3 protein-coding genes are annotated in these 6,676 nt (G+C 54.7%); all 3 read right to left on the bottom strand.

The window, feature by feature from the left end; all coding sequences use genetic code 11:
* Window positions 1-30: 30 nt before the first annotated feature.
* The gene (locus Poly21_RS25885; protein WP_146409971.1) at window positions 31-2,583 is read right to left on the bottom strand and encodes a hypothetical protein; all 2,553 of its coding nucleotides are present in this window, start codon (window positions 2,581-2,583) and stop codon (window positions 31-33) included.
* Window positions 2,584-2,764: 181 nt separating this feature from the next.
* On the bottom strand, window positions 2,765-3,943 hold the full coding sequence (locus tag Poly21_RS25890; protein ID WP_146409972.1) for a trypsin-like peptidase domain-containing protein: 1,179 nt from the start codon (window positions 3,941-3,943) through the stop codon (window positions 2,765-2,767).
* Entirely contained in the window at window positions 3,940-6,165 is a 2,226-nt protein-coding gene (locus Poly21_RS25895) for an endonuclease (protein WP_146409973.1), read from the bottom strand. The genes Poly21_RS25890 and Poly21_RS25895 overlap by 4 nt, the downstream gene beginning before the upstream one ends.
* Window positions 6,166-6,676: the final 511 nt, after the last annotated feature.

Raw genomic sequence — 6,676 nt, forward strand, 5'->3', positions numbered from 1 at the left:
AACGCAAGCTGGCATTTTCAAGCCGAGTCATCAGTCGGCGATGTATACAGGGCAATTCATGACCCCCCCCTCGACATTGTGAAGCACGCGGACCGCCCCATTAATCCGATAAAACTCTCTGCCGAGCGAGTCTTTACCCATGAATACCGCACCATCATCGACATAGTTACGAAACTCGGGAACAGCAAATCGCTGATTTAGAGTTCCATATTTTGCAGCGCGCAAAGAGTCTCGGAGTTCAGCGATCTTTTCGTCACCGTACAGTCCTCGAAAAACACTCGCGAATTCTAGAATACGCTCCTCTTTCGACATCGTGCGGAAACGCTCGATAACCTCCCCGTCAGAGAACTCGTGCGGCAATCGCTCGCCATGAAAGTAGTAAGACAACTCGGCGACCTCCTTCGAAGCTCTAATCGCTGAAATCTCCTGGCCCGTGTGCTTGGTTGCTGCGTTGATCGCCGGAATTAGGCGTGTCTCAATTGTTTTGATCTGCCGTTCAAGCTCTGGAGGTGCCCAGTCAGGTGCGGCAACGACTGAAGATAAGTCGCCGATTGGAGGTGGAATAGCGTTGAGCCCAGCCTTTGCGCGTGCCTTCAATTCCTTGAGCCTGCCACTTTCAACAGCAACCTCCTCCAATGTTATCAGACGCAACTCGACCGCTTTCAATGCTTCGGCCAACGCGACGCGAACCTCGCGGTTCTCGGGCGCAGATGCGCCGTACTCACCAAGCTTCTCCAAGGAGGAATTCTGCGTTAGGTTCTCTTTGATCGCAGTTTCCGCCAGTCGATGCGTCCTTTCTATGGAATCAAGTTGTGCAGCAAGTCCATCGAGGGCGGTTTCGAGCCAAGCTCGCTTCAATTCGGGTGTGCCAGTTCGCTCAACAAGAATGCGAAGGATACCGTTCAGCCGCTGCGGCTCCGGTTTGGTAACGCGAAGCGGAGAATTCAAACGTGCCTCGCGCGACGCGATATCTACCGGTCGTCTTACGTTCTCCGTTACGAGCGCACGGCGGGTTTCCTCCACCTCAAAGCGGTCGTCGGCGTGAGGTGCTCGCGGGTCATTTAGTACAGCGAGGTCTGAGAAGATTCCCAGGAGTGTGTCGATCCGAACAATGCCAAACTCATAGACTTTTCCAGGGGACAGGTGCCCTGCCAACCACTCCTTGAAGGCCACGCGATCTTCCGCCGTCACCACTTCCCCGTTTTCCGATGCGTAAGCGGCCTCCAATATCGCCTGTGACTCGGCGGCCCGTATCGGATCGGCATAACGCTCGGAGATGAACTGCGCAATGGCTTCTTCAACAGTCTCAGGAGCCATCATCAAGGCCTGAAGGCTCACACGCAGTGCTTTAGGATCAGATGGCATCGAAGCTGACAAGAGATCAATATATTTTAACCGGACGTCAGAGGTGCTAAACTGTTCCCGTACTTCGGGTGAGAGCAACACCTCTACGTCTCGCAGTCGCTGGATGATCCCGATGTCCCACCAACGGATGGCCATTTGTTGCTTGAGCAATTGGGCATATCGCAGGTTAATGGCGGCAGTTCGAGCTTCTCCGCTCGCCGCCGATTGAAGTGCAGCAGCGTCCGAAGGACTGATTTTCCGTTCAAGAATTGCCTTGGCGAATAGCAATGTAGGATCAGCCGGACGTTTGCCCTTCGCATCCTGAATCTGATGCAGGGTGGACTCGGCATCAGCAAGTGCCCCCGAGTACAGACCGGACCAACCAACATTGCGTTCTTTCAGGAATGCCACCTTTTTGACTTGTAGCAATTCGATTTCAGCCAAGCGGCTTGATTCGAGCAGTTCGTACAAGTTCTTAGGAACGACATCTTCGGGCAGCCCAAGTCGAACGGCCCAGTCGCGCAGTAGTTCTAAGTCGACTTCGATCACCGCTTGAATCTGCAGTGAGTCGATCGATCCTCGCTTGATCAACTCGGCACATTCGAACGCGAGTTCGGTAAGCGCAGCTTCTCGCGCCAATGCGCCAGATTCGCCATCAGGCTCAGACTGTTCGATCCTCTGGTAGCGGGCTTCGAGCTGTTGAAGCTGTTCGTTTAGCGAAGCGACATCGACAGGTGCCGGTGCTTCGGGAGACATGTCTGGTGATTGAGGCGATGGTTGCGCTCCGGGTGGCCAGCCTCCACCCGACCGATTCTGTCGGTCAACAGCCTCTCGAACTCTGTCAAGTGTGTCCTTAACAAGAGAAAGGGCGAAAGCTTGATTCTCGTCGTCCTCCTCATCCTCTTCTTCACGCTTTGTCAGGAGGCGTTCCTTTTCCGCCAACTTGTTCGATTTCGACGTTTGGTCGCGGTCGATTGCGACGAGGCGAGCATTCTCGGCGGCTAGGTTGGCATCCTTCGCTTCCAAACCATCTTCCTGTACTGACAACCTTTCTGCTTCTGATTGGTTCGCCGTCTCGCGTTCGGTCGCCTTCGTTTCCCGCGATGAAACAGACGATTCGCGTTGAACAACTACATTTTCTGCCTGCGTGACCGCTTCGCGTTCTCGATAGAGCCACACTCCCGTACCGAGTTCAACCACGAATGCGACAAGTAAAACAACGATTGCTACTCGGGACATGGGCCCTCTCCTATTTGAATGTGTGCTGCTCGAGCTCTCCAAATCGTGTTCCAACTTCGACGAGAACGGCTTAGCGTCTGACTCTCCATTGGTAGTACGCGATCGGACGTCGGTGATGTTCCCTGAAGGATCAACGATGAAGTCTGTCATGACTAATCCCCAACGTTCTGTGTCGCTCTGCTCACGTTAGCTGGACGCAATTATCGATCATCAACCTGAGTCGGCCGCGGATTTCCTCAATTGTTTCTGTGCGAGCAACTTGTAGCCGTTCGATCTCTCTGGCGAAGTTCGTGCCTGGAAACATGTTGCTCAACTCTCTGTCTTTAAGAGAAGTGATCTGACTCTGTTGAGCTTGCAAAAGGTCCAGCGATCCTTTGACTGCAAGCCGCTGCATCGAGTCGGCAGCAAACTCGCTGAGGGTCAGGACCAACTTGCCCTTGGCCCCCACAAACTGCTCGACTTGCTTTCCAGAATGACAGTCGCCGATCGCAATCTGCAGCAAACTTGTTGCGATAGCTATCACCTCATCCGCTTGAAGATCACTCATGCTGAAAGGGGCCTCGTTCCGCTGTTGATCGGGCGACTTATGTAGAGAAACCTCAACAGGCTCGTACCCAAGCTCATCCAGTCGCTGAAGTATGCTGCGAGCCGACAGGGCCTTGAGTTGAAGTCTCGCATCATACCGTGCGCGGTGGAGTCCGCTGAGGGCATGATTCGATTCGCCAGTTCGAAAAACTCCGCCGCCACTCATTCCCGATCGCGAACCAGTTCCATCGAAGGTCACAAGGCTGTTGGCAATCTTCTCGACCTTCTGAATATTGTAACCTGGCTTAGGGCGGACTGTGTGGTCATTACCATTGAGGAAACCACTGAAGCCTTTGTGACCTTCTGGGTACCCAGAGATTACGCATTCGTCTCCTGTCGCCAATTCCTGGCTGGCCCACGTTCCTGCTATGAGCTTTGCGTCTCGGCAATTGCTCCACGCCGGATCGTCAAACTTCAAGAGCGCCCAATCAGCACTCTCGACATCGGCAACGGGCTGTTCATAGAAGCTCGCTGCCGCATAGGTGCTCAGTGGTGTCACAGTCGCTACCATCTGCAGCGAAAAACCGCCAGATGGATCGTACCCGTAACCGGCTGGCTGACCCCATATTCTTTCGTGCTTAGGGCCAAGCTCCTGATCGCTCTTCCCTGAACGGCGAACCACATGAGCACAAGTAAGGATGTAGGTCTCTTCCGTTCCGGGCTGTCCCTTCTTCCTCAACCGAATACCTACACCGGACCCTTGTCCGGTCTCGCCATTTGTTTGGACGTGAATGTACCACACAGAGCTACTCGGGTATGGAATCGTCTCGCTCATGCCAACCCCTCGCTAAATTCGATGTGCTGAACCCAGTCCGGTTGGTCAATCAGTGGATTCCGGTTCCCCTGCACGGCAAAGATCACTTGATTGCGGTGGCGTTCGTACTCGGTTACTGGATGGTCCTGGTGCCATTGCAGGAGCGTCTGAATGCGGTCCGGTGTGTATTCGGAGGCAGTCGTGTTGATCTCGCCCGGGTAGCGGAGGAGAAAGTAGAGTGTGGCTCGGGCGACGGCTCCTTTGCCGGCGTTTGGTTCGAACTTGTTTGTCTCGCTCTTGCCACAATCGGAGCGGATGGCTTCTCGGAAATCTGTAAAGTCGAAGTATGGAGTGTTGCTGCGGAAGCTGTTGCACTTGGATTCACAGGCGAACAGATGGTGCAGGTCACCTTTCATTGGTTGACGTTTCCGGAACCACGACTGCGGGACCACGTGTTCGCAGTTGTACGGAAGCGCGGCTTCCAGCGACTCTTTGAAGGCGGCTTCCAAAGCTGGATTTCCAGCCGCTTCGGAACTTCTGAAGCGAGACAGTAGCTCGCGTCGGAGTCGAGCGACTTCGAGGTCACGAGCAATGAACTCGATCGGCTCGAACATCTGGGACGAATAGATGCTGCGAATCTTGAGATTCGGTTGCAGATCCACCCACGGGTAAAGATGTACGGCGGGCTTGTAACCCAGCGTCTTCGTGTGTGTGGATTGCACGAGTTCACTCAGAGCATCAAAGAGCTGCGAGGGACTCAATGTGGACGAGATGTCCGAATAGAAGGCCGTTCGGTCAGCGCTATCAGCTGTGGCGTCGTAGTAAGGGCGGCTGCGAGCCTCTTCGAAGATTTTCTTCGCAGCTTCGAAGTCGGCATCATCGGGTTCGTCGGATGGACCAAGGACCAGGAGAGACGGCGATGTGGGAGTAGAAATGGGTGCGACAATAGGTGATAAATCGCAAGTCGCCCCCCCGGTCGGAGGTCCGAGTGTGACCGAGACGTTGAGCGGGATTGTCCAAGTGGCAGTTGCTTCCGTCGCGGATCTCACAGGACTTGCAGGTAAAACAGTGCCTGGCAAACTAACTTGAATAGGATGCTTTTCGGGTTCCGATACCAGAGGGATTGGCTGTGGGTTTAAGGCCGCATCTCGCAACGCGCCTTGCGCGGATGTCAGGCCGCCCAGTCCCGACAGGTGTTCCCGAATCGCGACCACACGAATTCCTTCGTTGGCGATCCAGTGAATTCGCTCGTCCCCCATTTCTTCTCGCCAGAGTTGGCCCTCGGTTGTCAGAATTCTGCCGTGGCTATCCCGCTCTGGAAAACCAGAGTGATGCAGGGCGACAACTTCCCATTGATCATTGAAAACTGGTGCGCCGGAAGACCCGGGAGTGGTGTCGGTCTCATAGTACAGGAAGCTGTCTCCCGTGTTGGGGAAGCGCAAGACGCGGTTCTCTCGCAGTGCAATTTGCTTCAGATCTCCACCTGGGTGCTGGATTACCGTGACACTTTCGCCGGCCAGAATTTCTCCTTCGGTGGCCGACAGCGGATTGAAACCGAAGGTTGACAATTGAGTGTTGAAGGACATGTCGGCAACATCCGACACCGCGACAATAGTCAAATCGAGTTCCTCCGCGGGACTCGTTGTGAAGAAAAGGTCCGGACGCAACCGAAATCGCACCGCTGACATTTCGCGGCCATCGAGCCCAAGCTGGTAGTTAAACTCCACAACGGCGTTTTCGGCCCGCGAAGTGGAATCCAGCACATGATTGTTCGTCATGATGAGGGAGGGGGAAATCATCGATCCCGTCCCGTATCCCAGCACTGCTCCCGAACTCGACCGAATGACCACTCTCGCCACGGCACTTCCGGCTACTCTGCCAGCGTCAAGATACCGGACCGCCAGTAGTTCGTTCCTGCCGATGATGCGTTCGAGACCAATTCGTCCCGAATCGAATCGCCCCTCAAGTGCTGGACCCGATCCCATCGCACTGCGGATGACCTCGGGTGAACACCTGAGCCGCAGAAGCCGCCGTTCAACGGCGTCCGACGGATTCCCTCTCAGAAGCTCAAATGGTGTTCTCGACTCAAGTCGCGCACGTAGCGATTCGTGGCGGACGCCGGGAGCGGCTTCAAGAGGAACCGTCGCTTCGGTTCGAGTCGCTGCATCACCGAACGTGCGACGAAAGCGATCGGCGGTTGCGTCGAGTAGTTTTGGATGCGATACGACTGAAGACTGGCCCATCTGTTCCCCGATACGATGCAGAAAAACCTAGACTAGCAACGGCCGATTGCGCCGCAGAGGTAGTTAGCTTACCCCCTCCAGATCTCGACCGAAAGAGGGGTGAACGAAAGAGCGGTGAATGAGAGGAGACTCTTCGTAATTCGATCCAATTGATCTGTGAATGGTAAAAGTGTCCGCCGTTATTGATGCCGTAACCAGGCATGCCATCCAAACTGATAGCGAAATTTAGGACAACCAATTTAAAACGATCTACAGCGTCGCAGAGGCAAATTCGCTCGCTTCGACCCTGCAATTGCGTAAGGTCGAACCGTCCTGAGCAACAAACACCGAAGCCGCTCCAATTATATCGACCGGTGCGTCGATGGGATGCCCCGGTGGCCGACGCGAATGGCACGTAGTTATTTCCTAAGTCCTGCCAGGATCTGGCGTTTCGCTTCGTGGCGGTGAACGTGCAAGTAGTCATGATGTTTTCGATGAGGTTGTTTTATCTTCCTCGGCTCAAAGCGGTCCG

Origin of the sequence: Allorhodopirellula heiligendammensis, from assembly GCF_007860105.1 — a bacterium.
In the GTDB taxonomy this organism is placed as follows: domain Bacteria; phylum Planctomycetota; class Planctomycetia; order Pirellulales; family Pirellulaceae; genus Rhodopirellula; species Rhodopirellula heiligendammensis.